This window comes from Bdellovibrio bacteriovorus HD100, from assembly GCF_000196175.1.
Taxonomy (GTDB): Bacteria; Bdellovibrionota; Bdellovibrionia; order Bdellovibrionales; family Bdellovibrionaceae; genus Bdellovibrio; species Bdellovibrio bacteriovorus.
This window is the reverse complement of the sequence record NC_005363.1, coordinates 2060975-2086877: the sequence shown is the minus strand read 5'-3', so window position 1 is coordinate 2086877 and position 25903 is coordinate 2060975. Positions and strand designations below refer to the sequence as shown.

The following is a 25903-nucleotide window of genomic DNA, read 5'->3' as shown; positions in this document are numbered from 1 at the left end:
TGCCTTTGGCATTTGTGCCAAAGGGGACGGGGGCCAAAACGGCTTTGCCGTTTTGAGCCTGGAAGTCAAAGTGTCGAAGGCCTTTGTGCTTTAGTTTTCTTTTAGGAGTTCTTCGGTGGAGAGGCCGGAGTGTTGTTTGATGCCTCTCATGAGGTACCAGAAGATGCCTAGCAGGAAGATCATGGATGGGACCATGATGATGGCCATGGACCATGTGGTCATTTGGGCGATCTGTTCGTTGAGCACTGTGGACTGAGCGTCAGCAGACAGTGTTGAATCAATATTGATGAAAATCTTGCGGGCCAGGACGAAGTTGCAGATGGCGCTGAAGGCGAATGACAGCGACAGCCAGACGGTGGCGCTCTTCATGTGGTCGTGGAATTCTTTTTGTTTCCCTTTTTCTTTCAGGCGTTCTTCTAATAGATCCACCTTCATCAGTGCGGGATTCAGGAACAGGGTTTCGATGAAAGGCTTTTTGGTGAAGGCCGATCCCAAAACGAACAAGCCAACCAAGGCCGGGAACGCGGCCTCTTTGACTGCGAACCAGAATCCGTGCAGGCCCAATAGCGCCAAACCGCCGGTCAGCAGCACGTTCAAAAGCCCCAGGGCTGAAAACGCGTTGAACTTTTTGCGTTTGATCAAGTCATAGGCGCCGTAGCCCAACGGGAAGGCCAACGCCAAAACCAGTGCCCAGAAAGGTCCGATAAACTTGGACAGTTTATTCAGGATCAACACCGGAAGTACGATATTAAAGACGATATTTAAAAGGCCGTTTTCTTTTGGTGGTGCTTCCTGTTTTGACATGCATAGCATCCTTGTCGGCTTCGCTGAAAAAGGCAAGTCGGCGCTGTGCATAAAGAATCGTTGCGCTCAAAGCCCGGCCGGGTACAATTTGCCGATGGTAATCATATTGGTCTTCTTATCCACGGCGCTCAGCTTTCTAATCAGTTCTGTTTTTGCCGTCCGTTCCTGGGCGTATCGCAGGTCTTACATTCATAGACTGGTGTTTATTATTGAAGTTGGCTATGCCCTGTGGGCTTTTTCCATCATCAGTGTTTTTGCCATTGATAACATGGCATTTAAGATTTTTATGACCCATGTGCGGATGCTGGGGTTGCCCTTGTTGTTTCCGTCCTGGGCGCTGCTGGGGGCGGGCCTGTTTTTACCAAGGGTGTCGGCGAAGCTTCGTCAGTACTGGTATGTGATCTTTGCCTTTCCGGCGCTGATGATTGTCGGCAATTTAATGGCGATGGCCGGACTTTCTGCGGCTTCTCAATGGATGTATTACGACTTTCATTTGATCCCGGGAATGAGTGGGCTTGTGGATTTCACCCGGGGGCCGGGGGTGCTGGCGACTTTTGCTTTCGGGGCCGTGGCGATCGCAGTGGGGTTTGCGTTCCTGGTCTATGCTGTATGCACCCTAAAAGGGCGCCGTTGGAAATATGCCCTGGTGTTTTTGGCAGCAGCCTTATGGCCCTTTGCTCTTGAAGGCCTGGTTTTGCTGAGCCCCGCAGATCTGCATTTGCGCCAGTTGAAAATCGCGGCCCTGTGGCCCTTTATATGGGGTCTTCATTATGCGGCGAACAAGGGCGACGTTCTGGAAATCACTTCCTTGGCGCAGCAAAAAGTTTTCGAGCAGCTTCCGGGGCCTGTAGTGATTTTAAATGCGCGCTCTGAATACTGGGGTGGCAATGCGGCGGCACTGGAAATGCTGGGTCTTAAAGAAAGCTGGCAGGGACGTCCTGCGGAAGAAATCCCGGTTCTTCGGGACATCATTTCCGGGGCCGAGCGTTTTCAGATTCATGGGATCAGTTATCAGATCCGCCGTCACAATTTAGAAGGTGACGGTCAGGAAAATCAGGCTCAGGTGTATCTGTTGAATGATGTGACCGAGCTTGAGGAAAGCAACAAAGCCCTGAAAGATCTGAATGGGGAAATCTTAAAAATGCACAGATTCAACAAGCGGGTGCAGACGGTGCTGGCGCATGATTTGACGGGAGCGCTGGCAGGTACGCAGTTGCTGCTGGGGGGAGCATCCCGTGAAGACGGTGTTTTGACTCCGGATGCGCTGGCTCGCGTGCAGGAGGCGCACAAGGCCTCTTTGGAGTTGTTGAGAAATATTCTGGTCTGGAGTCATGAAGGCGAAAGTCGTGGCGGCGTTGATCTGAAGACGCGTGTCTATGCAGCGGTGGGGCATCTGGCTCCTCAGATTCTGCAAAAAAATGTCGAGGTGAACGTGGACCTGCCGGCCGGCGAAGTTCAGTTGTGGGGTTCTGTCCGCGTGGTCGAAACGATTTTAAGAAATTTGCTGTCGAATGCCGTGAAGTTCAGTCCTGAGGGTGGCACTATCCAGGTGACCGGCTTGATCCTTGGAAATCAGGTTGAATTGACTATTCAGGATCAGGGGCCGGGGGTATCTGCGGAAGTCGTGGCTTCGTTGTCAGATTCAGATTCGGCGAGGTCGTCGCAGGATGAAGGCTTCGGGGTGGGGCTAAAATTCACCCGGGACTTTGTGAATCAGATGGGCGGTGTTTTGATCTTTGACCCGAATGTCACGCAGGGCACCCGGGTTTCGGTTCGTTTTCCTATCGGTTTTCCAGTTTAGTATGTTTCAGTTTGGGGCTGGTGATAAGGATAGTGATCCGAGACCTTCCTGAAGCAGAAGTTTGTACAGCTCTGGATCAAGCTCGGGAAGGGAGTCCCGGCAGGAATAGTCCGTCAGTTCGATCAGGTTCTGTTGGCTGTGTTGTATTGAGATCTCCGAGAAAAATCTGGCTTCTTCGTTGGTTTGAATTTTTAAGCGAGAGTCGTGGATTTCTGCCAATTCCCTCGAAATCAGTCGTTCGCAGCGATAAAAGCGGGCCCGGCGGGACGCTTTGAGGCGTAAGGCCACGACCTGGTCTTCATTGATGGACTGAATGTTTTGCTGAATCACGCTGTGAATTGTTTTAAAGCTTTCTTCCGCCGTCGTCAGAATTTGCTTCATGCTTTCACGCATTTCCGGTGAAACTCCGGTGGCCGTGATGATAAAGCGGCCTTGGAAATTCACTATACGGCTCATGGTCTGAATTTGCGTGTAAAGCAGGTTTTTATGTAACAGCGAGCTTTTCAGGCATTCTTTTGGATTGGGAATGTGAATGTCGTCGGAGCCATAGCACTGCGATTTGAGCAGAGCGGAGTTTTGATTGATTAAAGCAGTCAGGGCTGCGGACCGTGCGATCAGTGTTGTAAAGGCGGCCTCCTCCTTCCTGAACTCCTCCAGAATTATTGCAGAGGTGCTTTTTTCAATGGCAGTGATTTCAGCAATGAGCTGCGCTGTTTTCAGGGCGTAAGTTTTGGAAATCAAAGCGGCGCTCATGCCTTGAGCCACCACTGTAAGTTGTACCAGTGCACCCAATGCGGGACCCACCGCGGGAATCAGTGTTACGGCGTTGGCAACCGCCTGAGAAAGTGTCTGGTAGCGCTGACTTTCGGATTCGGCCTCGTTGTATAGTTTTACGTTATCAACCAGATTGACCACGGCCAGAACTGTAGAAACCTTTCCGGAGAGATCTTGGGCTAATGCTTTGCCAGCGTACTCTTCCAGTTCTTTGATGACGGTCGAGCGCACGTAGCTGTCCAGATACTGTCGGGTCATGGCTTCCAGGACTGATTGGAGAGCCGAGTTTTCTTTGGCGCAGGCCTGAGTTGAGATCAGAAAGGCCATCAGGGCTAAAATGATTTTCTTCACTTTATACTCACAGAAAAGATATTGGCTTTGGAAAGCACCTTCAGGTGGCCCGCTCCGGTGAGCGTTCCTGCATCTAAAGACAAAGTAGGCGGTAAAGAACGACCGTCATGGAGTTTGCTCCCTATAAGAGTGATTTTATTTTGTCCTTCAAGCCAAAAGGTTCTGGCAACAATTTCGATTCGATTGTGACCCTGTTTGGATTGGGTCGGGATGAATTCCAATTTTGCGTTGTCCAGGATGACCCTGTTGGCAACGATATTCAGGTTGTTGTGGGTGATCTGATGACGGTCGCAAATTTTAAGTGTATCCACATTTATAAAGTCCGGCATTTGTTCGATATCGGTGCTTTCGTTGCAACCGAGGGAGACAAAGTCACTTGATGTGCTTATTAATTGAAGGCGGACCGGGGATTTATACAGCATCAAGTGTCTGCCCGTAGAAGTTTGTTTTTCAAAGTCCACGGATATTTGCGGGGGAAGTTGAGGTGAAGCCGTATCTAATTCAGAGTGTTGAATGATCACCAGGCCGGAGAAGCCCATCTGAGGTTTGGAGTGCGTTTTTTTGATGTCGTTGAGGTCTTCAGATGGCGGCGCACAAGCGGTCAGAGTCAGGCAGATAAGGGAAATAAGATATTTGCTCATGGAAGGCTCCTTGGTGATGACCGTTCTTATTGCAAAGGTCGGACACAAAGGAGCTTGACAGGTGAAATTTATAAAACATCGTAAGAACAAGGGCTTACAGAGAAGAATGCGTGGGGGTGGCTGTCCTCAGTCTTGGAATTGGGACAGGATCTTAGAATCCCGGAGTTTTGCCCCCCATGAATTTGTCATAGGCCTGAATATAGTCGCGGGATAAAGGGCCGATGTGGGGAGTGATCCAGTGATGTTCAAAGCTTTGGTTGGAAATGGCATTGGCGAAAGTTTCCAGAACTTCCTGATAAATGATTTCGCACAAGTCCCCTTGGGTTTCGTCTTGGATAAGGGATTCCAGTTCTGCCATAAGCAGATCCCAGCGGGTTTGTTCGGGATGTCTCATCAGGATACTAAGGGCATAGTACACCCACAGTCGCTCGGGCATGTCGATCTGTTCTTGCACAGCTTTTTCCATCTGAGGCTGTAAATGTTCTTGGCCCCTTTTCATGCGGGACAGTACCAGCTCAACCCAGTCTTTATCAGTTTTCATAGATTGCCCTCCAGAGCATCGCGAAGTTCCATAATCATATTTTCAACCGCCGCACGATCACTGGCGTCACCCTCGGGATTATTCTTCAGCCATTTTTCAAAATGGACAAGGCTGTTTTGTCCTTTTTGGGTGTGGTATCGTCCTTTGACCGGCAGGTTCTCAATACGCTCGATGCGAATGGCAGCAGCCGTACTGCCATTGCCGACTGTGGAAGTGTTCTTCCAATAACGTTCATTCACAAATAAGCGCAGTTCGGGATCTTTAATTGTCGGTCGGTCCATGGTTTTTCTTAGATCCCGAATGTACCGATCATAGGCGGCACGACTTTGTGGAGCATTGCGCTCGATATGATGAACCACTGCTTCGGTTTTCGCCGCCGCTTTTATGAAATCCAGATTTTTAATTTTGTTAAAGATCTTAAGACCTTTCCCGATCTTGGATCCAAAGCCGAAACTCAAGGCTCCAACGACAGCGAAGGTGCGGTCAAAACTGTCCAGCGTATCGCCGGTAATCAGATTTTTCCCAGTGAAGGCTTCGTACACATCACGCAGAGGTCCCGTAATGGGATCAAGTCCTACAGAAAGATCGGCGAAGACTTCTGAGTACTTTTTGAAGGCCTCAGCGGATTCTGTATCACCCGTCGTGGAGGCCTGATCGGACTGGCGCACCATTCGAAGACCCCAGTCCCGGGATTCGCGGCGAGCAGGATTACTGGTGCGGACCGAACGCAGTATGCTTTCAATGTTTTGCAGTTCACTTACCAGGGCGGGGTCCGGAGACGTATACTGAAAGTCTGTTTTTGGAGCTGCATTTTCAGTCAAGGCTTTTTGAAAATCAGTCAACGCCAGCTCAAACTTTACGTGGGATTCCGCCATAGAGTTGCGAAGTGCTTCATAGTTTTGATAGGTTTGTTCTTGATTGGCGGAGATTTCCCGATTCAGTTTGGCTATTTCTGCCTCGAATTCAGGAGTGAAAATTAGACCCTTGTAGATCGCCTGAGCAAGGCCCGTCTGAATCGCAGAACCCATAGCGTTGTCGTGTGTGCTGCTGTCGCCTCCAGACTCAGAAATATGTGTATTTTGGTCCAGCGTAGGCGGTGGTGTTTGAGGTGGTGACGCTGTCTCCTCCTGAGTGATCATCTCCGGGGGGGCGCTCGGATCAATGTGGCTCCAGCGTGTTGTGCCTTTTGGGTCTCTTCCCTGGTAGATAGCCGTGTAGTAGCGACCGGCGGCATGGAAGTAGTAGGGCTTCTGCATTTCATAGGTGTCAGTCGGGTTCCCAAGAATTTTGAAATCCATTGTCAGTGGGGTTTCGTGATTGATTTGAATATCAATCACGGTGTACGCGGGCACATGTGCTGCGAAGCCTTGAAATGGAAGTGTCAGTGCCAGAAAGAGGCTGATCCATCGTTTCATTGTAAAGTTCCTAGCTTTTGTTCGATCAGCTGCAGATCAAAGTCCACGGACTCAATTTGCAGCTGGATATTTTCCATCACGCTTTCCAAGGATGATTGAAGATCCAGTGCGGTGAACATCAGGCGTTCGACTTCTTCAATGTTCAGCTGCGCGAGCGGAGTGTTTATTTGTGCATCCATGAGCAAGGCCGCCCATTGCTCAGTTAAGTCTGGATCTTGCGAAGCCCGAGCTTGGATCTCTTCGGCCAAAGACTGCCTGGAAACGATTCCCAGGAAAAGCTCCTGGGCCAGGTTGACGGTATTGGCAAAAGAGGAATTTTTGTCCTGGACAAGTTGTCTTTGCTCAACAAGAAAGGCTCGGTGCTCCTGTTGCCGGGTTCTTTCGCTTTGCAAGAACTGCTTGCGCAACTCCTGGCGATTCAATTCGAGCTGCTGCCTGAACTCGACTTTTTTCTTTTCGTATTCGAGTTTTTTTATAGCGATGCGGCCCTCGATTTCCGGCAGCAAAGTCCCGAACGAATACATGTTGGAGAAGAAAAGGATGCCTCGCTCCAGGTCACCCATGGCGTGGGTGATGTTTGTAAAAAGGATCACCAGCAGAAAAGCGCTCACGGTTTTCATTAGTATTGCTCCTGTTCGTAAGCATGGCGTGACGCTTGTGAGTCCGCTGCGGCATCCACTACAGACATGTTCAGGCTGTGAATCTCCTGCTGGAGTCTTTCAAATTGTGCTATCGAGTTTTTTGCCATGCCCGCAAGAACATCGAGTTCTATAATGCGCAGGAATTCCGCCATCAGTTGAGCATGCGTGCGTTTCGTTGCCTGACTGAGCATCGCAATGTCGTCATTGAGCTTGTTTAAGGCGGCATTGTAGTCTTGGTTATAGCTTTTTGCGAACTGTTCAGATGCTGGAATCATCTCGCGATTTTTCAAAGGGCGTCCGGTCACTTTGAGTTCCGCCAGCTTTTTACGGAAATTAATCTCTGTATTAACTCCCGTGAGGAAAGTGCGTGTGATTTCAATTTCTGCGATGGTCAGTTTGTGTCTTTCAAGGAGAATGTTGTAGCGGCTTTCGGCCATTTTCCAGGCACTCAGAGCTTTTTCGCGATTTTCTTGGGTGGTGGAGGTTTCGTACTCTTGTACTCTTTCCGCAACATAGCGGTCGTATCCTCTTTTTGCCTCGGCTTCGGCTTCATCCAGTTGTTTTTTTCTAAGCACCTCGCTGTAGCAAAGTGTGGCCATGCATGCGTAGCCACGACCGATATTGGCAAAAGTTTCTGTGTTGGAATCAATCACGTCAGTGAGGCCTGTGGCGTTGCCAACGACAGCAAAGACATCTCGAACGCCGTTGGCGACTTGATTGGCGCCGTGTTTTACGGCTTTTTCGGCGTCTTTGACAATTTGCGGGTCGTCGCCTTTGATGGTGGTTCCACCGATGCTGATGCTCCAGGCAAGGGCGGTTTGGGCTGCGAGAAGAACAGAGAGGCTGGCGATAAGGGCGTTTTTCATATTTAAGGACCTTTCCTTGGGTTGGGTGTGCTTGTTGGTAAATCCCTATCGCAAGGTTGGTGCCGGGGTTGGTGAGGGTTCTTTGGATGATTATATGCAAGTAAAAACAAATAGTTACGATCTTGCGTAAGTGTCCGAAAGTCGGATGGTGCATTCTCTTTTCTTAGAAAGAGTCCAAAAGCATAGAATATGATAGGCTGAGGTCGTCAAAGAGGTGAGTGATGCCTGAACTTCCAGAGGTCGAAGTCGTCCGCCGGGGCCTGGAGACCATATTAAAAGACCAGCCAATTTTGGAAAAAGTCGAACTGATGCGCAAAGACCTGCGCGAGCCTATTCCTGCTAAAAAAATAAGCACTCTGGTTGGTCAGCCGCTGACCTCCATCGAGCGTCGCGCCAAATACTTGCTGCTCTGGACGCCCAAAGGCGCCATGCTGTCGCACCTGGGAATGACCGGAACCTGGCGGGTGGCGGTGCCGGGAGATGAACGGCTGCATGACCATATATATCTGCATTTTTCCGGAGACTTGCGCCTGGCTTACCGCGATCCGCGGCGTTTTGGTTGTTTTGACTTTGTTCAAGACCCGTTAAAACATCCTAAATTGGCGGATTTGGGGCCGGAGCCGTTAGAGGCGGAATTCAATGGACCGCTGCTGTGGGAAAAGCTGCGCGGCAAGGATGTCGCTCTGAAAGTGGCTTTAATGGACCAGAAGGTTGTCGTTGGTGTCGGGAATATCTATGCCAGCGAAGCGTTGTTCGCCGCCGGAATCAAGCCCACGCTGCCGGCGCGAAAGCTGTCCTTGGAAAGAGCTTCGCTTTTGGTGGGCGAGATTAAAAAAATTTTATCTCAGTCCATCAAGGCGGGTGGATCTTCGATCAGCGACTTTGCCCAGGCCTCTGGCGAAAGCGGTTATTTTCAGACAAGCTTTCGGGTTTACGGTCGGGACAAAGAGCCTTGTGTGACTTGCGGGCAACAGGTGAAATCGAAAGTTCTGGGCGGGCGAAACACCTTCTGGTGTTCGCGTTGCCAAAAATAATTTTGCAAAATTTCGTTTGCTAAGCGGGCCAATTTTTGTGTAACTTAGGCCTTAGTCGAGTTTTAAAACAAACGCGGACCCACTGTTGGCAATAAAGTCAACAAGGTCAGCTTAAATAAATAACGAAGGGATCATCAATGAAAGCAATCGTAGTAGCAGCTTTGCTTGCACTATCTTTCACAACTGGCTTCACTTGCTCTAAAAACCAACCAGAGACAGCTCCTGCTGAAACTGCTCCTGCTGCAGAAGCAACTGCTACTGAAGCAGCTCCTGCTGAAGGTACTCCAGCAGCTACAGAGACTGCACCTGCTGCAGCTCCAACTGAAGCAGCTCCTGCTGGCGAAACTAAGTAATTAGCCTTTAGGCTTAGTACTTAAGTTTACGACGAAAGCCCTCGCAAGAGGGCTTTTGCTTTTTCTCCATCCCCCCGGATCACCCAAGTTGCTTAGTTCTGCTCCCAAAGATTAAATCAATTTCTCCTCATATTCCGTGTATATAATGATATCGGGCCAGATGCGCTTGCACATGCTCACATTATTGAGTCTAATTATTGGTGTATTTCAATAAAGGAGATTCATCGTGGATTCTATCAGCTCATTCTATGGAATGTTTTTGGAGAACTACACGGGCCTGTGGGTATTGGGCTCTGTGGTACTTCTGTTGTTTGTGGGCTTTTTCTCAAGCCCTCTGATTGTGTGGGCGATAGCCCTGGCCGCAATTCTTGTCGGCTTTGGTGCGCCAACCTGGCTGCTGGCGGTTTACGCTGTCATCGCCATCATCTTCCTGATCACGCCGCTGCGTGCAGCCCTGGTGACATCCGGTTTGCTGGCATTCATGAAGAAGATGCAGTTCCTTCCGAAAATCTCTGACACAGAAAAAGCGGCACTGGATGCTGGTGCTGTGTGGGTTGAGAAAGATCTTTTCTCTGGCAACCCGAATTTCGGCAATCTTCTGAAAGAAGACTATCCGCAACTGACGGCGGAAGAACAAGCCTTCATGGACGGCCCGGTGAACAACCTGTGCAAGGTTTTGGATCACTGGAAAATCCACAAAGACAAAGACATCCCTAAAGAAGCCTGGGATATCATCAAGAAAGAAAAATTCCTGGGTATGATCATCCCGAAAGAGTACGGCGGTCTTGGATTCTCCGCGCTGGCGCACTCGGAAGTGATCATGAAAATCTCTTCCCGTTCTTTGTCCACAGCAATCACGGTGATGGTTCCAAACTCTTTGGGTCCTGCAGAGCTTCTGGCGCACTACGGAACTGACGCTCAGAAAAACCGCTATCTTCCACGTCTGGCAACGGGTGACGAAATCCCTTGCTTTGGTTTGACTGAGCCAACGGCGGGTTCGGATGCGGGTTCCATCACTTCCACCGGTGTACTTTTCAAAGGTCCGGATGGAAAACTGCAAATCAAATTGAACTGGAATAAACGCTGGATCACACTGGCGGCAATCTCTACAACGATCGGTCTTGCCTTCCGTCTGCGCGACCCTGAAAATCTGCTGGGCAAAGGCGAAGACGTGGGTATCACGTGTGCGTTGATCCCTTCCAGCACTCCAGGTGTTGTTTTGGGTCGTCGTCATGATCCACTGGGTATTCCGTTCTATAACTGTCCGACTCAAGGTAAAGACGTTATCGTTAACGCCGAAGATGCCATCATCGGTGGTGTTGCCGGAGCCGGTAAGGGCTGGTTGATGTTGATGGAGTGTCTGGCTGCAGGTCGTGGTATCTCCTTGCCAGCTCAGGCAACGGGTGGCGCGAAATTGGCTGCTCGTGTTGTGTCTGCGCACTCTTTGGTTCGTCGTCAGTTCGGTATGTCCATCGGTCGCTTCGAGGGTGTTGAAGAACCTTTGGCGCGTATCGGGGCTGCCGCTTACCAGCTTGAAGCCATGAGACGTTATTGCCTGGGCGCGATCGATAAAGGTATCAAGCCGGGTGTTATCACGGCGATGCAAAAATACTATGCGACTGAAATGGGCCGCCAAGTGATCAACGATTCCATGGACATCATGGGTGGAGCGGGTATCTCTATGGGTCCTCGCAACGTGTTGGCAGAAATCTATATTGCGACTCCAATCGGTATCACGGTGGAAGGTGCAAACATTCTGACTCGTACTTTGATGATCTTCGGTCAGGGGGCTCTTCGTGCCCATCCATTTGCTTACGCGGAAGTTAAAACTGCGGAAGCGGGTGATTTGAAAGGCTTTGACAGAGCGTTCTGGGGTCACATCGGTCACGTTATTCGTAACACATGCCGTGCGGTTCTGTTGTCTTGCTCTCGCGGTTTCCTGGCATCCACTCCGGATGTTCACCCGCAAATGAAAGTTTACGTTCGTCGTTTGACTTGGACATCTGCAACGTTCGCGTTGTTGTCTGACGTGGCGATGGGTGTTTTGGGTGGTCAGTTGAAAGCAAAGCAAAAAATCACCGGTCGTTTCGCGGATATCCTGGCGAACATGTACATGGCGACAGCAATTCTTCGTCGTTTCGAGTACGAAGGTCGTCGTGAAGAAGACCTGGCGTTTGCTCACTACAACCTGAAGCGTTGTATGGCGAACATCCAGACTGGTTTTGATGGCATCTTCGACAACCTGAAAATCCCGGGTCTGCGTTGGTTCTTCAAAGGCTGGATCGGTGCTTGGTCTCGTATCAACTCTGTAGGGTCTCAAGCTTCTGATGGCTGGTCTCACGGCATCGCTGCTGCGATGTTGAAAGAGGGTGGTATTCGTGAGCGTCTGTCTGATGGTATCTATCTGCCAACAGACCGCAACGAAGCTATCGGTCGTCTGGAACACGCGTTCTCTGTGACGAACAAAGCTGAAGCGGCAGAGAAAAAAGTGAAAAAAGCCATCCGCGAAGGTGTTCTGCCTAAGAAGAAAGTTCACTTGTTGCTGGATGAAGCCCTTCAGAAGAATGTGATCACTCAGGATGAACTGAAGTTGATCCAGGAATCCGATGCGGTTCGCTACGACGCAATCCTGGTGGATGACTTCTCTCAGGAAGAATACATGTCCCGTCACTCTTAAGGCGGAGCTGATTCAAAAACTTGAAACCCCCGTGCAAACCACGGGGGTTTTTCTTTTTCAAAGCCTTGACCGTTTTTATCGTCAGGACTAGCGTCAGTCCTTAGAGATGAAGTTTCAGATCAAAAGACTTTTTTTGAGTGCAGGTGTGGGAGTGATGGCCGGAATGGCCGCCGCGGTGTTTTTAATCACTCTGAACGCGGCGACCTTGTGGCGCGAATCTCACCCCTGGCTGATTTGGCTTTTGCCGCTGGCAGGGGCATTGATTGGTTATGCCTACTCCAAGTATGGGCAGAACACCGACAAGGGCACCGGGCTGATTCTGGAACAAATCCATGACCCTTCCAATATCATTCCGTTTCGAATGGCGCCGATGGTGCTTTTGGGCACAGTTCTGACTCATCTTTTCGGGGGCTCTGCGGGGCGTGAGGGCACCGCTGTGCAGATGGGGGCCAGTCTTGCGGATCAGTTCAATCACTTCATAAAAATGTCGCCAGAAGATCGCAAGGTGCTTTTGATTGCCGGCGCTGGGGCGGGATTTAGTGCTGCGATCGGTGCCCCTTTGGCAGGAGCTTTGTTCGGCCTTGAAGTGATTCAGGTGGGAAGACTTCGACTGTTTGCAGTGGCGGAATGTCTGGTGGCTTCGTTTGTCGCTTTTTATATCTGCCGTCTGTTGGGGGCTCCGCACTCGGTGTTTGGTCCGGTGGGTGAGATTTCATACAGCGCGCTGGGTTTTGTGGCGGTCTTCGGGGCAGGGCTTACGTTTGGTCTTGCCGCCAATGTCTTCATGCGATTCACACATCTGGTTGAGCGACTGCAGAAAAGATTTGTAAAGCATCCGGTGCTGAAACCCTTGGTGGCCGGGGTTTTGTTGGTGCTGCTCTTTCATCTGGAAGGAAGTTTTCGTTTCGTGGGTCTGGGGATTCCGGTCATTCAGGACTATTTCACGCAAGCGGCGTCCTTCGTGGATCCTGTCTATAAAACTCTTTTCACCGGTCTGACAGTGGGTTCGGGGTTTAAGGGTGGGGAGTTTATTCCTCTGGTTTTTGTTGGCTCCGGCCTGGGAAGCGCACTTTCTGTGGTGTTGCCACTGTCGATTTCTTTGCTTGCGGCCCTGGGGTTTGCCGCTGTGTTTGGAGCTGCCGCCAACACGCCGCTGGCGTGTGCAGTGATGGCATGTGAAATCTTTGGCTGGAGCATAGCCCCTTACGCTTTATTGGCTTGTGTGGTGGCTTACTTTGTTTCGGGACATCTGGGAATCTACAAGAATCAAAAGATCGTGCGTAGCAAGCGGGATCAGCTTCTATGGATGTTTTGCCGGAAAAATTAAAAGCAGAAGATCCGGGACTTAGGCAGAGATCAGACGTTTTACAATGTAAATGAAACCTCCGGTCAGAATCAGATTCAGGGCCAGAGATAAAAAGGCGATTGCCAGAAACGGTCCTTGAATTCCATAGGACAGGGACAGTGCCAATACTCCTGCGCCGACCTCACCGCGGGGAAATAGCGCTATGGACACAGCCAGGCGCTCTTTGAAACTGGCTTCTTTCTTATAACAGAACAGTGTAAACATTTTGCCCAGGTTGGCGACAACCGTGACAGCCAGCACATGCAAGAGGATTGTGGGGATTTCCATGTTCAGCACAATGGCTGGATTTGCCCCTGTGGCTGCCGGCATAGAAAGTCCAACCAGCAGCATGAAAGCCGCTGAAATTGTTAAGCCCACTTTTTCTTCCGTTTTTAGGCCGGGCGGATTTTCGCCCGGCACGATGACATCTTTGGGATGCTTTGTGGAAAGTGCGCAGCCCAGAAGAAATGCAGGCAGAAGTATCTCGATGTGCATGCCCACTCGGGTTTGTTCATCCCGTGTAAGGACATAAGTTATTTCACTCAGGGCTGTGACAGTCAGAGAATATAAAATTATCCAGGGCCACGAGCACGGCCAGCGCAGCCTGCGATAGAATTTCCAGCCTAACAAAAGCAGGACGGCCATCGTGCAGATGGCTGCACCCATCTGCCATGCCCAGCCTACCAGCAGGATTTTAAGCGGAATCATAAACAGCACCGTGTCCAAGTCGTCAAAAATAGCCAGAATGCGGGTTTTGCGAAAAGTCCACGTCGCGGATAAACCAGCGGCGGCGAGCATTGAAAACAGCACTCCGGCAGAGGTGGGGGCGGCGAAGCGCGCCGCCAGCAGTGCTTCGATCCACGGGGGTGTGGATGAGTGAGTTTGTTCCGGCATAAGAAAAGCCAGAAAGTAGAGGGTGCAAAAGATCCAGGGGAATGCGGCGGCGGTGGCCGCCACCCCATAGTCCACCAAATACTGATGTCTGTTCTTCAGGTCGATGGCAAACTCTCGTCCGACCTGTATCATGATGAATGCCAACAGTGTCATGGTCATCAACTGAAGGGCTTCAGGATAATGCGGTGGCATCTCGCCAAGATAAACAGGCAGAAGTTGTGACAGGACAAGTCCCAACACAAGAATGGCGGTCAGCAGCGCCGCACGCTTCATTGCCGAGGACTTTCTTCGTTAGGTATAAGAAGTGGGGAAAATTGTTCGTTCCACCAGTTGTATTCAGGATCCATAAAGGTGGTTCTGAATTCGCTGCAGGTAAGAAATCGCAGTGTTTTGTGGTCATGCACAAAAAACACGACGGCATTCAGACCGCTTTGTCGCAGTCGCTGGATTGTCTCTCGATGAAAGGTCCGTGTGGACTGGGCGTATCCTTCACGGTTGGTAATAATGGATCCGGCTAATGGCTGTCGTGTACGGAAATGTTCGGGTTTTTGTTGTTGGCAGTTGTTCACCAGGCGGAATGAATACATTGTGAACGGCGGGGCATTCAGTGAAAGTCGCAGTTGAAGTCCCTTTTTGTCGTCGCTTAAAGTGATGGAGCCATAGTCTGCAAGAGGGGCCGAAACCTCACTGGCAATGCTGGGGGAGGTTGAAAAGAACAGTATGAGTGCCAGCGGAAAAAGAGTCATCGCATGCTCCTTTCTTCTGTCTCTTTTATTTTAGGGGAAAAATTTTCAGTTGTATGGAAAGTGGCATATTACACTCTTGCCAGGTCCAGTGTAAAAAAAAAGCCCGGGAAGGTCCTGGGCTTTTGTTGAAATGAAACTGTTTTAAATCGGACGACGGCGGGACTTGGATGCCAGAATCTTTTTCATCAGACCATCATCATCTTCGTCAAAGACATCACCGATGATTTCTTCGAAGATGTCTTCCATGGTCACAAGACCCATCGGGTGTTGTTGTTCATAGATGATCGCCATGTGCGATTTTTGTTCCTGCATTTTCAGCAAAATTCGGAACAGAGGTTCAAAAGCCTTAAACCGCAGAATCGGACGGATCACGCTTTGCCACTCAGATTCACCGTAGCGGCGCGCGGTCAGGAATTCTTTGGTGTTGATAAGGCCAATAACCTCTTCACCATCAAGAACCGGCAACCGGGTGTGGCGGGAGTTCATAATGATGGTCTCAACATCTTCGATGGAGTCGGTCTTGCGCACGAAGATGACATCTTTCCAGGGCAGCATGATTTCCCGGGCCATTTTCTTGTCGGCACTGACCAGATTCACCACATATTGTTTGGTTTGTTGTGGCAGATCCTCAAATTCAATATGGGTTTCTTTTGGCGCTTTGTGGAAGTTTCCAAAGGTGAACAGCTTCAGCACGACATTTGTGGACCATTCAAGAATGGTCACAGCCGGGGAAAGAAGCTTTTCGCCAAAGTACAAGCCTTGTGCCGTGAAAAGCGCAATGGCCAGCGGGTTGCGCAGGGCCAGGGTTTTTGGGACAAGTTCACCAATGACGACGCTCAAGTAGGAAATGGGCAGTACCACCATGGCAATGGCCACCGCCTCTGCGGTTTGTTCAGACAGAGTGAAGGCACTCATCAGCCACGGGCTTAAAGCCTCTTCAGCTCCGGCACCACCCACGGCTGCCGCGATTGCACCCACCAGGGTGATCCCAATCTGGATGACCGACAGGGTCCGTTCCGGGTTTTCCTTCAATTTCAACAGACGACGCGCATTTTTATGTGTCGGTGCCAGGCGTTTGAGCTGTTGTCGGTTGACGGTGACAAAAGCCATCTCGGAACCAGAAAGAAGCATATTAATGAAAAGACAGGCGGCGACAACGATGAACTCAGTCATGTGCGCTCCTGCGGGAAAGGGACGAGTATTTCGGGTAAGGGTCAGGATCCATAGGTTTCAGACCATACACTGCCAGTCACCTTGCCGGAAAGGGGCGCTGCGTTTTAAGGACAGGTGGTTATAAAAGCATCGCGTCATATGCTTCGTGGACAATGTAGTTGCTTTTGTTGGCGCAACTCGGCAAAACGGGGGCCTCGAGGGGGGCTTATGAAGGTTTTATCAATTATTTTTGGTCTTTTGCTGTCTGTTTCAACGGCGTCTGCCGACTGGACTCAGGACTTCGCTGAACTCAAAGACATTCCACGCAGCTATGAAGACTCTGGTGCGATTTGTGAAGAAGTGGCCCGCCTGGAGATGCAGCGTTTGTATCCGGCTCCACAGTACAAGGTGGAAGTGGGCATCGCCTACGGTGATGGTTCCCGCACGATTGGTGAACTGGATGTTGTGATCTTTGATAGCAATCTGAACAAGGTTCTGAAAATCGCCGAAGTAAAATGCTGGAAAGATGTTCGTGGCGGTTTGCAAAAAGCCCAGGAGCAAAGAGCTCGTTTCCTTAAATACAACCGCTCTGGAAAACCGCTGTTCTTCCGTTCCACGTCGTCCAATCAGACTTTTGAAAAAGAACAGTTTGCCTTTGTGAAAGAGTTTTTCTCTATCGCTCAGAAAGGTTCTGCCGCTCAGGGGTTTGAGGTGGAGCTTGAATACACCCTGAAAGAGATGCATCAGCACCGCTATGAAATGATCCGCTGCCAGAGTCAAGGGCAGTGCGCGAAGCCTTAGTCGGCGGTTAGTTCTGGGGCCCCGGAGATTGCGCCCGAGGCCCCGTTGCGTGCGTTCCTAAGTTGCCTTAGATAGAACGCAAAATAAAATTAAATGATCTCATCATGGAACTGAAGGCCTGGCGTTTGTTGATAAAGCCCATATAGGTGAAGTTTCGCACCAGTGGCAGATCCAGTTCTTCTTCGCTGTGACCGGTGTAAATCACCACCGGAATAGGCCGGCGGATCTTATGCACCTTTCTTTCTGTCAAAAGACGATCCATCAAAAGTAAAGTGTCACGACCGCCCATTTGTGGCATTTGCCAGTCCAAAATCACCAAATCAAAATGTCTGTTCGCAAGAAGTGGGATGGAATCTTGACCGTCGAAAGCCATCGTGACATCGCATTTGTAGTGATCAAGGATGTGGGACATGAGTTTGACAGAATCCAAGCTATCGTCGATCACCAGAACGCGAGGTGTGCGTTGTTTTTCGAGATTAGTTTCTAAGACCATGAATATTCTCCCTGTGTGTCGCTACTTCAGTAATTGAAACCGAAGTAGATCGGAGAATCTTCTAAAAGAGCTAGCATGAAGGGATTTTAATAGAAGGTCTGTTTAAAGACAGAAAGAACTCACATTGCTTATGCGAGTTCTTTCCTTGTTTGTTCAGTGACAACAGTTTCCCGCACCACGACCACTTTAATTGATCCTGGGTAATTGCACTCTTCTTCGATGCGTGCCGCAATTTTGCGCGACAAATCCATCGCCTGAGTGTCATCGACTTTTTTGCCATTCACCATCACTCGGCATTCGCGACCACCGCTCAATACGAAGCAGTCTGTCACACCTGGGAAACTGCGGGCGATATCCTGCAGTTCAGAAACTTTCTGATTGTAAGATTCGATTGTCGAACGGCGCGCACCTGGGCGAGCCCCGGAAACCGCATCGGCCGCGATCACCAGGAACGCATGATCGGTGCTGGGTTGTTCGTCAAAGTGGTGGGCTTTCACGGCATGAACAACGTCAGGTGCTTCACCGCGTGCCGCGATAAAGTCAGCGCCGATCACGGCGTGACCGCCCTCGACAGTGTGGTCCATGGATTTACCGATGTCGTGAAGCATACCCACGCGGCGCGCTTTCTTGATGTCAATACCCAGCTCGGCCGCCATCAGGCCCGCCAACCAGCCCACTTCACCGCAGTGGAAATACTGATTCTGAGTGAAGGAATAACGATAGCGCAAAGAACCCATCATCTGACGGATCTCGGCGTTCAAACCTTCTAGTTTCAACTCTTTGGCCAAAGAATCGCCATCGTGTTTGATGTTTTTGAAAAGTTCCTTTTTCTGGTTTTCAGCAATTTTTCTGATGAAGTCAGGATTGATATTTTTCTTTTCTTTGAAGATGCGCTCCAAAGTACGGCGGGTCAGTTCGCGGCGAACAGGGTCAAAGCCGGCAACGCCGACCATTTCCATGCCTTCTTCCACGATGATGTCGCAACCGCAGGCATCCTGCACGGCCTTGATGTTGTTGCCCGCCGGATCACAGAACAGCTTGCGGATGTGGGCATCCGGGAAGTTCACGGCACCAATACCGCGCTCGGCGCAGTAAGGACGGGCAAAACGGTCAATCACCAGGCTCAAAATGCGCTTGGCTTCGGATTCAGCGTGTTCTTTGGTGTCAGCTTCGGTTTCCTGGATCATGCGCGCGGCACGACGGCGGGATTCCTCTTCCATCTGGTTTTTCAACTGGGTCTTGAATTCTTCTGCGGAAGTTCCCAGGCGCTCTGTCAGCTTCTGAACCAGTTCCTGGTTCAGGGCTTTTTGCGCTTCCTTGAGTTTTCCAAGTTCAGCTTCCTGACCACGCAGGGCCTGTTCCTGAACCTTGACGTCCGCTTCACGATCCTGAAGCTTCTTTTTTTCTTCCTGAACGATGGCGTCGGCTTTGGCTTTTCTTTCGTTCGCGACTTCCTGCAGATCCTCGATGCGTCCTTCGGACTTCAGCATCTCGGGTTCCACCTTGGTCCACAGTTCCATTTCGATTTCCTGGATGCGTTCTCGCTCTTCCAGGTTGCGAAGTTCAACGACTTCATTGGCTTCATCCAAAATATCCTGGGCTTCTTCACGGGCCAGGCGCAGCGTGCGCGCTCTGAAGAATTTGTGCAAGGCCCAGCCCAAACCACCACCGGCGACAATTCCAATTATGGCTGTAGCAATCATTGCAATCATAAGGGTACTCCTAACCCTGTTATTGTACTCCCCAAAGGAAGGTCATTGCAAACCTTTGCGCGGTAATGGGGGCCTTTACTTCTGGCGTTATGGACGGTAGGCTACTTTCCAAGCGCACTGCAGGAGGTTTTAATGGGTCATATGGCGTGTCAAACAAAGTGGGTCGGGGGTATTGGCTTCGAGTCGCAGATTCGCGACCACAAGGTTGCAATGGACTCACGCAGTGATGGTGGTAAGGACCAAGGGCCATCCCCGAAAGAACTGCTTTTGGCCAGTATTTGCGGCTGCACCGGAATGGACGTGATCTCCATCCTGCAGAAAATGAGAGTCGGGCTTCAGTCCTGCAGTGTGGATGCAGACACCGACACCACGGCGGGCTATCCGTCCATTTTCGACCGCGTAAAGCTGAAATTTCTCGTAAAAGGCGAAATGAAAAACGAGCAGTTGATGAAAGCGGTGGTTTTGTCCATGACCAAGTACTGCGGCGTCAGCGCGATGGTTGTGAAAGCCTCTCCGATTGATTACGAAGTGTACCTGAACGATGTGAAGATCGGTGAGGGACAGGCTGATTTTGAAAGCGCCAAGGCATGATCGACATTCAGATTCCATTTGCCGAACTTGACTTCACCTATGCCCGGTCCCGCGGACCGGGAGGTCAGAATGTCAATCGCACCAATTCGGCGGCGATTCTGCGCTGGAATCTGATGAGTTCCCAGGTGATCAGTGATGAACTAAAACTGCGCCTGCAGGCCAAACTGGCCGCGCAGTTGACCGAGGACGGGGATATTCTGATTCGCAGTGATGTGCATCGTGATCAGGATCAGAATCGTTCTGAATGCATTGCGCGTCTTCATGCGCTTTTAAGAAAAGCACTGTTTGTTCCGAAAAAACGGGTGGCCACCAAGCCCTCCCGCAGTTCTGTGCGCAAGCGTCTGGATACCAAACGCAAACATTCTGAAACCAAAACTCTGCGGCAAAAAGTAAAATAAAAGCTAGATCACAGGTTCTGCCACAGGCTCGACGGAAGCTGGGCCACCGCCTTCGACCGCCTCAATACGGCGGGACAGGAAGATTGCCACAAAGGTGAAAGCAATCGCAATGTAACCCACCACCGGATAGTGTTCCAACCTTCCGTTGGCACCGGTTGTGACTATCAATCCGCCGATGTAACTTGAAACCGCTGACGACAGTTGCTGCACGCAGCTGACGATACTCATGAAGCTTCCGCGGTTTTGCGGTTTTGCTGTGCCGGACACCAGGGCTGTCGCCGGAATCATGCGTCCGCCGGAAACCACAAAGAAGAAAGCACAAATCGCCAGCACCACCCACAGAGGGCTGGGCCCCAGATTGGTGATCACCCAATACGGGATCAACGTCACCAAAGCGCCCCACAAGAAGACCTTGTGTTTGCCATAGCGATCGGCCATGCGGCCGATAAATGGCGAGCTGAAGATCGTAAAGGCTCCGCCAATCATGTACATCAAGGGCAGTTGAGATTCACTCAATCCTGCGTTGGCCACCAGTGACGGGGACAGGAACGGGATGATGGCAAAGTGGCCGAACATCACAGATGACATGAAATACAAGCCACGGCGTTGGTTTTTGTTGTTGGCGATGCGGGATATTGTGTTCCACATCGGCTCTTTGTTAACACCGCCTTCAAGGTGTTTGCTCATGGACGGTACTTTGAACCAGATCACCACACAAAGCAGCAGTGAAGTGCAGCCCAGGAAGATAAACGGAGCGTGCCAGTTGAACTGATTCGCCAGGAACAAACTGAAGGGAACTCCCAGAATGGACGCCATGGAAAACGAAGTCATGATGACCCCCATGGCGCTGCCGCGACGCTCGTAAGAAATCGCATCGCTGACGATGGATAGAACCAGCGATCCCAGGACACCGCCAAAGACACCCGTCAGGCCGCGGGCCAAAAGCAGCATCTCATAGTTTGGCGCCAGACCGCAGGCCACGGTGCCGACAGAGAAACCAACGAAGAAAAACAGCAAGCAGGCCTTGCGATCAAATTTGTCCAGAAAGAAAGAGGCGGCAAAGCCGCTGAGGCCCGCAAAGAAGGTGTACGATGACACGAGGAGTCCGAACTGGTGCGGATTGATTGCAAACATGCGCATCAACTGCGGCCCCAGCGGCATCATGATCATGAAGTCCACGATGGAACTGAACTGTATGGAAGCCAGGATCGCGAGAAGGAACTTTTCTTGTTTGGAAAACACGGGGGGTCCTTTTTGTTGACGTGTTTAAAACTTACCGATAAGCCATGGATATGGCAACTATTTGGAAGTTTACGAAGTTTGTTATTGGTTTGGTGGTTCTTGTTTTGATCCTGTGGGCGGTGCTGGCTAACTACAGTGTGATCTTCTCTAAAACTGTAATTGGTGAAATCACCAGTGTTGAGCGTGTTGAAATCCCTGTGGCGCTTGTCACACGCGCTGAAGGAAATATCACGTCTCAGGTGTTCTCTTTTGCGATCGGTATTAAGGACACTAAAACAAACGAAATCTTCACGGCGTCTTCCGAAGACCGTCAGTGGGCAGTGGCTCAGCCGGGTCAGTGTGCGGAAGCGGTCTTCCTGCCTTATCCACCTTGGCAGTTCACAAAGAAAGACACTTATTTCGGTGCTCGTCTGGTAAAACTGCACGAGTGTGCTAAGTAAGCAGACACAATGTTTGAGTTACTGCTGCTGTTCACTTCCATGGCTGCCGGATTCCTCGGGGCTCTTTTGGGGCTTGGTGGCGGGATTATTGTGGTGCCGGTTCTGACGCTTGTGTACCACGTCGATATTCGTTATGCGATTGCCGCAAGTTTGATTTCGATTGTGGCGACCTCATCCGGTGCGGCGGCAAGTTACCTGAAAGATTCTTTGACCAATCTGCGCCTGGCTGTGTTTCTGGAAGTCGGGACCGTCAGTGGCGCGATCGTCGGCTTTTTGATTTCTTCATTTATCAAAGCTCAATTCCTTTTCCTTTTGTTTGGAACCTTCCTGTTATTTTCCGCATTGATGATGTTGCGAAAGCGCGGTGAACATATTGCCACGGTCAATCACCCTTGGGCGGAAAAATTGAAGCTGGATGGTGTGTATCCTGAAGGCGGCAACCGTCTGGTTGAATACAAAGTGCAGAACGTTCCACTGGGTTTATTTGCGATGTTTGGTGCCGGTGTGATGTCAGCCCTGCTGGGAATAGGCAGTGGCATCTTTAAGGTTCTGGCCATGGACGGGGCGATGAAACTTCCGATCAAGGTTTCCAGCGCGACTTCCAATTTTATGATTGGTGTGACGGCCTCTGCCAGTGCGGGGGCGTATCTTCTGCGTGGAGATGTTCGCCCTGAAATTGCTGCACCCGTGGCGGTGGGGATCATTGTGGGGTCTTTTGTGGGCGCCAAAGCGATGGTGAAAATCCCGGCCGTGCGCATTCGCCAGATCTTTGTGGTGGTATTAAGTATTGTTTCCATTCAGATGATCATCAAGGGGTTGAAATGACGCCAGCGCCGCAGGCAACACCTGAAAAAGATTCTTTACATGATCTGGAGCTGACCATCAGTCAGATTCTTCGGGGCGGGGTTTTGTTCGCCGGGATCTTTCTGCTGGCGGGCTGGCTGTGGATGTGGTGGCGCGATGGTGACAATCTGCAGTCTTTTACAGTCTATGAGCCTCGTCCCTTAATTGAAAACATTCAGTGGGCTTTGGTAATGAATGATCGTGCGCTGTTGATTGCCCAGTTTGGGCTGGTGGTGTTGGTGTGTCTGCCATTGGTGCGGGTGTTGATGACCGCCATTTTGTTCCTGAAACAAAAAGACAAGGGTCTTGCGATCATGGCGCTGGCGGTCTTTGTTGCCTTGGTGGGAAGTTTTCTTCTGGGAATTGAGCTGTAGTATTTTACAGCAGGTTCTTCGCCAGGTACCACGGCAGAAGAATGTACAGGGTGACATCCCGGATCAGGTAATAAGCAAAAAACACTGCAAAGAATCTCCAGCCGTAGCGACGGATCACTCCTTTTATCCCACTTTCACGAAAAATCTGTTTTGCCTCACGAAGAACCCGCGGCGTCCAGCGATCCAGAAATTTGGTTTTGGGTGGAGTTTGTTCCATACTAATAAAGAACCCCTTGCTGTTTCTATCCTCTCCTTTAAAGGCGAATAGTCAAGGGGTCAATAAACGGGGCAGGAGTCCGTGAGAAGGAGGGAATGAGAACATGAAGGGGAAAATTCACGGAGCTCCTGTCTGATTTCATTACACTCCTGATGGTGCGTTTTGTCAAAAGGTCGAGGCTTCAGTGAAAAACGCTGGTCCATCTCTGGGCGTGAGTCCTACTATCAAGACATGAATATGAAAAATCTCAAATACACACTGTTCGTTCATCTTTACGGTCTTTTTAAAATTCCTTTGGTTCTGTTTGTCAGTCCACGCGTGGTGGAAGCGGGTAAAAAGCGCTTCGTGATTAAAATCCCGCTGGGATACCGCACGAAGAATCATCTGAATTCGATGTATTTTGGAGCGTTGGGAATTGGCGCCGAGCTTTCCATTGCGGCAGCGGCCGTGTTTGCGATTTCGGAAAGCAAACAGAAGATCGACTTTGTTTTCAAGGATTTTAAAGGCGAGTATCTGAAGCGCGGCGATGGGGATGTGCACTTTATTTGTGATGAAGTCGAACTGGTGAACTCTTTGATTGAAGAGTCCAAAACCAATCCGAACCGCATCGAAAGAAAAATGAAAGGGTATGCAATTGTCCCTTCTGTCAGCGAGACAGAGCCCATCATGACTTATGAGCTCACGCTTTCAGTCAGAAACAGATCACTCAAGACCTAGCTGGGAAAGGCTTTTTACGCTCTCGTCATACTCATTGATGAGTTTGGCGTAGATCTCTTTCACCGTCAGAATCTCCTCCACCAGGCCCACAGACTGCCCGGCAGTCCACACGGTTTTCCAAGTGGGTTTGGTGGCCGCTGCCTCAAGGGATTTCATTCCCATCAAATGAATCAAAGGCACCATGTATTTCTTTGTCAGTTTGTAGTCCTTCAGGACTTTCATCGCCCACGGCAGGTCAGTTCCCATTTTCTGCACGTAAGGGGTGTTGATCACCGCAGCCGGTGTACCGGACACTCGTGTGGTCATCACGATATCCTCTGGTGTCGAGTTCACGATGGCGTCTTTATATGACTGGTCCACCTGGGCTTCGCGACTGGCGATGAATCGTGTTCCCACGCTGACGCCGGAAGCACCCAGTGCAAGGCAGGCTGAGATCATTGAGCCGTGGGCGATCCCCCCGGCAGCGATGATGGGAATCTGCAGTCGGGTTTTCAACCACGGAATCAAAACCAACGGAGAAATCGGTCCGGCGTGTCCGCCAGCGCCCGCGCCCACAGCAATCACGCCGTCCGCGCCCATGTCCTGAACTTTCAGGGCGTGCTCAAGATTCGTGACATCGCAAAAAACCTTGGCGCCATTTTTGTGGGCGTCCTGGATCACAGATTTGGGGCTTCCCAGGGAGGTGATGAACATTTCCACGCCGTGATCCAAAGCCACTTTGATGTCTTCGCCTTGGCGGGTGTTGCTTTTGTTCACAATGACATTTACGCCAATGGGTTTCTTGGTGCGGCTTTTGATGTTTTTCAGAGCTTCAGCGTATTGTTCGATCGGGCGGTAGTTCAGGGCAGGGAAGGTGCCGATTCCGCCGGCCTCGCTGGCTTCGACGACGATATCGGTGTTGCTGACCAGAAACATCGGGGCGGCGATGATGGGATAGTTGATGCCCATGGTGTCGGTGAAACTGGTTTTGATCTTTTTGAGCATAAAAAAAGCCTCCCTGCTTTCATAAAGAATACGGGGAGGCTCGGAGGACGCAAGTAATTTCTTAAGGCTTCAGGTATCTGCTGAACAGAGTGAAGACTTCTTTTTTGATCGCTTCTTCGCGTTCGACAGTTTGCGGTCCCAACAATCCCAATTGCAGGATGTTGTTAAAGCAGCTGACGACGAATAGGGCCATCATATCGCGATCGCGTCCCTGGTAAACCGGCATATGTGCCAAAACCGCTTTTTGATAGTGTTCAAAGAACACACGGCGTGTTTCCCAGTAATCCAGCATTCCTTGAACGCCTTGCAGGGCGGTTCTGAGCGGGCGGTTGTCGTGGAAGCGCGTGAATCCAATGTCGATGAAGGCGTGGATCTTGGCGTCCAGGTCCGGCGTTTGAAGATGAGCCAGCTTCTCTTCAATATATGCCAGATCTTTCTGCAGAAGATCGTCGATCACCGCAGCCACAATGGCTTCTTTGTTGGCAAAGAACTGATACAAGGACCCGATGCTGACGCCCGCCATCTCGGCGATCTTGTCAGTAGTGATAGCGTGGTAGGGCTCTTGAACCAGAAGGCGTGCGCAGGATTCTACAATGCTGGCCACCGTCTCTTTGGAGCGTTTCTGGACGGGGATTTTCAGCATGTACTTCTTTTCAGGACTCGTGTGAGTTTGTGGAGCTGCACCCATAAATTCCTCCTTTTTGAGGTTATAAACTTGGCTCAGGTTCATATTCGGCCAAGAGGGTTCGTAATTCAATACTAGTTCAGCAAGTATCATTTGGCGGTACCGACGTCCTCCCCAGAGGTACATCTTGACCGCTCTTTAACATAAAATTCAAACTATCGTCTTATTCTGATCCTACACCCCTAGACATTAGAAGTATTGCTCTATCGTAATCAAAAAGCGGTATAAATAAGAGCTTTTAGTTATGTTTATGTTGAAAAACGTGTTTTATGCGATCTGTTTCTAAGTTTTTATTCTGACTTTGTGAATGAAATTTTTAAGACTTCCTATGGAATTTCGCAGAATATGATTCCCAAAAGGGCATTTGGGGA

General features: G+C 50.4%; 28 protein-coding genes. 12 read left to right on the top strand and 16 right to left on the bottom strand.

The window, feature by feature from the left end; all coding sequences use genetic code 11:
• Nucleotides 1-90: 90 nt before the first annotated feature.
• Nucleotides 91-804 (bottom strand): VC0807 family protein, encoded by a 714-nt coding sequence (locus BD_RS09990; protein WP_011164622.1) that lies wholly within the window; start codon nt 802-804, stop codon nt 91-93.
• Between the two features lie 94 nt (nt 805-898).
• Between BD_RS09990 and BD_RS09985 the strand changes: the two genes are divergently transcribed.
• A complete protein-coding gene (locus BD_RS09985; RefSeq protein WP_038451909.1) occupies nt 899-2605 on the top strand; it encodes a sensor histidine kinase in 1707 nt (568 codons plus the stop codon).
• Nucleotides 2606-2611: 6 nt separating this feature from the next.
• On the opposite strand, the gene BD_RS09980 is transcribed toward BD_RS09985, so the two are convergent.
• The 6 genes from BD_RS09980 to BD_RS09955 all read right to left on the bottom strand — a co-directional run bounded on the left by BD_RS09980 (nt 2612) and on the right by BD_RS09955 (nt 7834).
• On the bottom strand, nt 2612-3730 hold the full coding sequence (locus BD_RS09980; RefSeq protein ID WP_011164620.1) for a hypothetical protein: 1119 nt from the start codon (nt 3728-3730) through the stop codon (nt 2612-2614).
• Entirely contained in the window at nt 3727-4371 is a 645-nt protein-coding gene (locus BD_RS09975) for a hypothetical protein (RefSeq protein WP_011164619.1), read from the bottom strand. The genes BD_RS09980 and BD_RS09975 overlap by 4 nt, the downstream gene beginning before the upstream one ends.
• A gap of 151 nt (nt 4372-4522) precedes the next feature.
• Nucleotides 4523-4912 (bottom strand): hypothetical protein, encoded by a 390-nt coding sequence (locus tag BD_RS09970; RefSeq protein WP_011164618.1) that lies wholly within the window; start codon nt 4910-4912, stop codon nt 4523-4525.
• Nucleotides 4909-6327 (bottom strand): pre-toxin TG domain-containing protein, encoded by a 1419-nt coding sequence (locus BD_RS09965; RefSeq protein ID WP_011164617.1) that lies wholly within the window; start codon nt 6325-6327, stop codon nt 4909-4911. Before BD_RS09965 ends, BD_RS09970 begins: the two co-directional genes overlap by 4 nt.
• Complete coding sequence (locus tag BD_RS09960) at nt 6324-6947, bottom strand: hypothetical protein (RefSeq protein ID WP_011164616.1); 624 nt, start codon at nt 6945-6947, stop codon at nt 6324-6326. The genes BD_RS09965 and BD_RS09960 overlap by 4 nt, the downstream gene beginning before the upstream one ends.
• A complete protein-coding gene (locus BD_RS09955; protein ID WP_011164615.1) occupies nt 6947-7834 on the bottom strand; it encodes a hypothetical protein in 888 nt (295 codons plus the stop codon). Before BD_RS09955 ends, BD_RS09960 begins: the two co-directional genes overlap by 1 nt.
• A 221-nt stretch (nt 7835-8055) precedes the next feature.
• Here BD_RS09955 and mutM point away from each other — a divergent pair, with 221 nt between their 5' ends.
• The 4 genes from mutM (at nt 8056) to BD_RS09935 (ending at nt 13225) form a co-directional block, all read left to right on the top strand.
• On the top strand, nt 8056-8868 hold the full coding sequence (mutM, locus tag BD_RS09950; RefSeq protein ID WP_038449462.1) for a bifunctional DNA-formamidopyrimidine glycosylase/DNA-(apurinic or apyrimidinic site) lyase: 813 nt from the start codon (nt 8056-8058) through the stop codon (nt 8866-8868).
• Between the two features lie 137 nt (nt 8869-9005).
• Entirely contained in the window at nt 9006-9221 is a 216-nt protein-coding gene (locus BD_RS09945; RefSeq protein WP_011164613.1) for a hypothetical protein, read from the top strand.
• Nucleotides 9222-9447: 226 nt separating this feature from the next.
• On the top strand, nt 9448-11898 hold the full coding sequence (locus tag BD_RS09940; RefSeq protein WP_011164612.1) for an acyl-CoA dehydrogenase: 2451 nt from the start codon (nt 9448-9450) through the stop codon (nt 11896-11898).
• A 106-nt stretch (nt 11899-12004) separates the two neighbouring features.
• Nucleotides 12005-13225 (top strand): chloride channel protein, encoded by a 1221-nt coding sequence (locus BD_RS09935; protein ID WP_011164611.1) that lies wholly within the window; start codon nt 12005-12007, stop codon nt 13223-13225.
• An 18-nt stretch (nt 13226-13243) separates the two neighbouring features.
• Here the strand turns inward: BD_RS09935 and BD_RS09930 are convergent, their stop codons facing one another.
• The 3 genes from BD_RS09930 to BD_RS09920 all read right to left on the bottom strand — a co-directional run bounded on the left by BD_RS09930 (nt 13244) and on the right by BD_RS09920 (nt 16056).
• Entirely contained in the window at nt 13244-14410 is a 1167-nt protein-coding gene (locus tag BD_RS09930) for a cation:proton antiporter (protein WP_011164610.1), read from the bottom strand.
• Nucleotides 14407-14883 (bottom strand): hypothetical protein, encoded by a 477-nt coding sequence (locus BD_RS09925; protein WP_011164609.1) that lies wholly within the window; start codon nt 14881-14883, stop codon nt 14407-14409. The genes BD_RS09930 and BD_RS09925 overlap by 4 nt, the downstream gene beginning before the upstream one ends.
• 141 nt (nt 14884-15024) lie before the next feature.
• Complete coding sequence (locus BD_RS09920; protein WP_011164608.1) at nt 15025-16056, bottom strand: hemolysin family protein; 1032 nt, start codon at nt 16054-16056, stop codon at nt 15025-15027.
• Nucleotides 16057-16263: 207 nt separating this feature from the next.
• Between BD_RS09920 and BD_RS09915 the strand changes: the two genes are divergently transcribed.
• Nucleotides 16264-16836 carry a hypothetical protein gene (locus BD_RS09915; RefSeq protein WP_041583552.1) on the top strand — a complete coding sequence of 191 codons (573 nt, stop codon included), beginning with the start codon at nt 16264-16266 and terminating at the stop codon, nt 16834-16836.
• A 67-nt stretch (nt 16837-16903) separates the two neighbouring features.
• On the opposite strand, the gene BD_RS09910 is transcribed toward BD_RS09915, so the two are convergent.
• Nucleotides 16904-17329 carry a response regulator gene (locus BD_RS09910; RefSeq protein ID WP_011164606.1) on the bottom strand — a complete coding sequence of 142 codons (426 nt, stop codon included), beginning with the start codon at nt 17327-17329 and terminating at the stop codon, nt 16904-16906.
• A gap of 128 nt (nt 17330-17457) precedes the next feature.
• Nucleotides 17458-19041 (bottom strand): Rnase Y domain-containing protein, encoded by a 1584-nt coding sequence (locus BD_RS09905; protein ID WP_011164605.1) that lies wholly within the window; start codon nt 19039-19041, stop codon nt 17458-17460.
• A gap of 141 nt (nt 19042-19182) precedes the next feature.
• Here BD_RS09905 and BD_RS09900 point away from each other — a divergent pair, with 141 nt between their 5' ends.
• Together BD_RS09900 and arfB are read left to right on the top strand one after the other, a co-directional pair.
• Nucleotides 19183-19632 carry an OsmC family protein gene (locus BD_RS09900; protein WP_048349861.1) on the top strand — a complete coding sequence of 150 codons (450 nt, stop codon included), beginning with the start codon at nt 19183-19185 and terminating at the stop codon, nt 19630-19632.
• The gene (arfB, locus tag BD_RS09895) at nt 19629-20030 is read left to right on the top strand and encodes an alternative ribosome rescue aminoacyl-tRNA hydrolase ArfB (protein ID WP_011164603.1); all 402 of its coding nucleotides are present in this window, start codon (nt 19629-19631) and stop codon (nt 20028-20030) included. The genes BD_RS09900 and arfB overlap by 4 nt, the downstream gene beginning before the upstream one ends.
• Before the next feature lie 3 nt (nt 20031-20033).
• Here the strand turns inward: arfB and BD_RS09890 are convergent, their stop codons facing one another.
• Nucleotides 20034-21272: an MFS transporter gene (locus BD_RS09890; protein ID WP_011164602.1), complete on the bottom strand. Its 1239-nt coding sequence runs from the start codon at nt 21270-21272 to the stop codon at nt 20034-20036.
• Between the two features lie 50 nt (nt 21273-21322).
• Here BD_RS09890 and BD_RS09885 point away from each other — a divergent pair, with 50 nt between their 5' ends.
• The 3 genes from BD_RS09885 to BD_RS09875 are packed head-to-tail and all read left to right on the top strand — an operon-like array spanning nt 21323 to nt 22929.
• Nucleotides 21323-21712: a hypothetical protein gene (locus tag BD_RS09885; RefSeq protein WP_226988153.1), complete on the top strand. Its 390-nt coding sequence runs from the start codon at nt 21323-21325 to the stop codon at nt 21710-21712.
• 9 nt (nt 21713-21721) lie between these two features.
• Nucleotides 21722-22537, top strand: a complete 816-nt coding sequence (locus BD_RS09880; RefSeq protein ID WP_011164600.1) for a sulfite exporter TauE/SafE family protein — start codon at nt 21722-21724, stop codon at nt 22535-22537.
• Nucleotides 22534-22929: a DUF1634 domain-containing protein gene (locus BD_RS09875; protein ID WP_011164599.1), complete on the top strand. Its 396-nt coding sequence runs from the start codon at nt 22534-22536 to the stop codon at nt 22927-22929. Before BD_RS09880 ends, BD_RS09875 begins: the two co-directional genes overlap by 4 nt.
• A gap of 4 nt (nt 22930-22933) precedes the next feature.
• On the opposite strand, the gene BD_RS09870 is transcribed toward BD_RS09875, so the two are convergent.
• Nucleotides 22934-23146: a hypothetical protein gene (locus BD_RS09870; protein ID WP_041583551.1), complete on the bottom strand. Its 213-nt coding sequence runs from the start codon at nt 23144-23146 to the stop codon at nt 22934-22936.
• Between the two features lie 237 nt (nt 23147-23383).
• Between BD_RS09870 and BD_RS09865 the strand changes: the two genes are divergently transcribed.
• Nucleotides 23384-23863 (top strand): DUF4442 domain-containing protein, encoded by a 480-nt coding sequence (locus BD_RS09865; protein ID WP_226988152.1) that lies wholly within the window; start codon nt 23384-23386, stop codon nt 23861-23863.
• Here the strand turns inward: BD_RS09865 and BD_RS09860 are convergent.
• Both BD_RS09860 and BD_RS09855 read right to left on the bottom strand, forming a co-directional pair.
• Complete coding sequence (locus tag BD_RS09860) at nt 23849-24847, bottom strand: NAD(P)H-dependent flavin oxidoreductase (protein WP_011164597.1); 999 nt, start codon at nt 24845-24847, stop codon at nt 23849-23851. The genes BD_RS09865 and BD_RS09860 overlap by 15 nt on opposite strands.
• Before the next feature lie 61 nt (nt 24848-24908).
• Entirely contained in the window at nt 24909-25535 is a 627-nt protein-coding gene (locus tag BD_RS09855) for a TetR/AcrR family transcriptional regulator (RefSeq protein WP_011164596.1), read from the bottom strand.
• Between the last annotated feature and the right edge of the window lie 368 nt (nt 25536-25903).